The organism is Kineococcus indalonis (genome assembly GCF_009906395.1).
Classification (GTDB): domain Bacteria; phylum Actinomycetota; class Actinomycetes; order Actinomycetales; family Kineococcaceae; genus Kineococcus; species Kineococcus indalonis.
Genome location: NZ_JAAALM010000533.1, coordinates 1 through 2675, shown reverse-complemented (window position 1 = coordinate 2675; position 2675 = coordinate 1). Strand labels below are relative to the sequence as shown.

The following is a 2675-nucleotide window of genomic DNA, read 5'->3' as shown; positions in this document are numbered from 1 at the left end:
GTGCTGGGCTGGACGTGCCCGCCGAGCCCACCGCCCCGCCCGCGCCCGCGCTCGCCGCGGACCACGCCCCGCGCCCGCACCCCGGCCTGCACCTGGCCGTCGAGCTGGACGGCGCCGGGCGCCACCCGGCGGCCTGGCGCGAGGCCGGCGCCGACCCGGCGGGGCTGTCCACCTCCGCGCACTGGCGCCGCGCCGTGGCCCCGGCCGACGAGGCCGACCTGGACCTGGTGGTGCTGCCCGACGAGCTGCACCTGGCCGGCGGGCGCGACGGCGAGCAGCGCGGCCGGCTGGAGGCCGCCGGCCTGGCCGCCCACCTGGCGCCGCTGACCCGGCGCACCGGCCTGGTGCCGGTGGTCACCACCACGCACACGGAGGCCTTCCACACCAGCAAGGCGATCGCCACCCTCGACCTGGTCTCCACCGGCCGCGCCGGCTGGCAGGTCGGGGTCTCGGCCACCGAGCAGGAGGCCGCCGCGTTCGGGCGCCGCCCGGCGGCGCCGCCCGCGCTGCTGTGGGAGGAGGCCGGCGAGACCGTCGAGGTGGTCCGCGCGCTGTGGGACAGCTGGGAGGACGACGCGGTGGTGCGCGACGTCGCCACCGGCCGCTACGTGGACCGCGCCAAGCTGCACCACGTCGACCACGCCGGCCGGCACCTGTCGGTGCGCGGGCCCTCGATCACCCCGCGCTCCCCGCAGGGCCAGCCGCTGGTGGTGCTGCCCGGCGAGGACGCCGCCGCGGGCGCGGTCGCCGGCGCCGACGTGGTGCGCCTGAGCAGCCCCGAGCCGGCGCTGGCCGCGCGCCGCGCCGCCGAGCTGCGCGCCGCGGCGGGCGGGCGGGCGCTGCGGGTGCTGCTGGACGTGGAGGTGCTGCTGCGCCCCTCGGAGGAGGAGGCCCGCGCGGTGCTGCGCCGCCTGGACGCGGTGGCGCCGACCCCGCCGCGCGCGCTGCGCCACGTCGGCACCCCCGCCGCCCTCGTGGAGCTGCTGCGCGCGGTCGCCGCCACCGACGGCCTCGACGGCGTGGTGGCCGTGCCGCTGGACCTGCCCGCCTCGCTGAGCGCGCTGACCGCCCGGGTGGTGCCCGCGCTGCGCGCCGAGGGCCTGCGCCCGCCCGCCGCCGCGCCCGGCCAGGCCCCGCCGAGCCTGCGCGCCCGCTTCGGGCTGGCGCGCCCCGCCAGCCGGTACGCCACCGCCGCGACCGCCGCCGCGACCACCGCCGCGCCCGCCGGCGCCTGAGGAGGACCGACCGTGAGCACCACCCCCGCCGGCCCCCGGCCCGACGTGCCGCGCCGCACCGGCGCGCACCGCAAGCAGATCCACTTCGGCGCCCACTTCCCGGGCGTGAACTCCACCACCGTGTGGCGCGACGCGCGCGCGGGCAGCCAGACGGGCTTCTCCTCCTTCGTGCACCTGGCCCGCACCGCCGAGCGCGGCCTGATGGACTTCTTCTTCCTCGCCGAGGGCCTGCGGCTGCGCGAGCACCTCGGGCGCGTCTTCGACCTGGACGTGGTGGGCCGCCCGGACACCCTGCCGGTGCTCAACGCCCTGGCCGCGGTCACCGAGCGCATCGGCCTGGCCGGCACGATCAACGCCACGTTCAACGAGCCGGCCGAGCTGGCCCGGCAGTTCGCCACGCTGGACCACCTGTCCGGCGGGCGCGCGGCGTGGAACGTGGTCACGTCCTCCGACGCCTTCACCGGGGAGAACTTCCGCCGCGGGGGCTTCCTGGCCCGCGAGGACCGCTACGTGCGCGCCGGCGAGTTCGTCGAGGTCGCGCGGCGCTTCTGGGACTCCTGGGCCGACGACGCCCTGGTCGCGGACCCGGCCGCCGGGGTGTTCGCCCGCTCCGCGCGCATCGAACCGGTGCGCTTCCGCGGCCGGCAGTTCGACGTGCGCGCCACCGGCGCCCAGCTGCCGCGCAGCCCGCAGGGCCACCCGGTGCTCCTCCAGGCGGGCGACTCGGCCGAGGGCCGCGAGTTCGGCGCCGCGACCGCCGACGCGATCTTCACCCTGCACGGCACGCTGGAGGCCGGGCGGGAGTTCCGCGCCGACGTGCAGCGCCGGATGGCCGCGCACGGCCGCGCCCCGCAGGACGTCAAGGTGCTGCCCGGCGCCACGTTCGTGCTCGGCGACACCCCGGCGCAGGCGGCCGAGCGGGCCCGCGAGGTGCGCTTCCAGCAGGTCGGCCCCGAGCAGGCGGTGGCGTTCGTCGAGCAGCTGTGGGGGCGGGAGCTGCCCGGCCTGGACCCCGACGGCCCGCTGCCCGCGCACGACCCCGACCCCGAGGCGGTCGCCACCCGCGGGCGGGTGCAGCACGCCAGGGACCGCGTGGGCACCGCCCGGCGCTGGCGCGAGCTGGCGCAGGCCCGCGGCTGGGGGGTGCGCGAGCTCGTCGTGGAGGTCTCCGCGCGCCCGCAGTTCGTCGGCACCCCGCAGCAGGTGGCCGACGAGGTCGACCTGTTCGTGCAGGCCGACGCCTGCGACGGGTTCATCCTGATCCCCACCCTGACCCCCGCGGGCCTGGACGAGTTCGTCGACCGGGTCGTGCCGCTGCTGCAGGAGCGCGGCACCTACCGCACGCGGTACACCGGCCCGACCCTGCGCGACCACCTGGGCCTGCGCCACCCGCACCGCAGCACCACCGCTTCCGAGGAGACCGCGTGAGCACCACCACCC

The 2675-nt window shown here is 79.2% G+C and carries 2 protein-coding genes; both read left to right on the top strand.

Translation table 11 applies throughout. The annotated features are described in order from the left end of the window. On the top strand, positions 1–1235 hold a 1235-nt coding region (locus GTR00_RS25200; RefSeq protein WP_276610329.1), incomplete at its 5' end, for an LLM class flavin-dependent oxidoreductase. 45 nt (positions 1236–1280) lie between these two features. Then, the gene (locus GTR00_RS18490; protein WP_166613037.1) at positions 1281–2663 is read left to right on the top strand and encodes an NtaA/DmoA family FMN-dependent monooxygenase; all 1383 of its coding nucleotides are present in this window, start codon (positions 1281–1283) and stop codon (positions 2661–2663) included. Positions 2664–2675 lie beyond the last annotated feature (12 nt).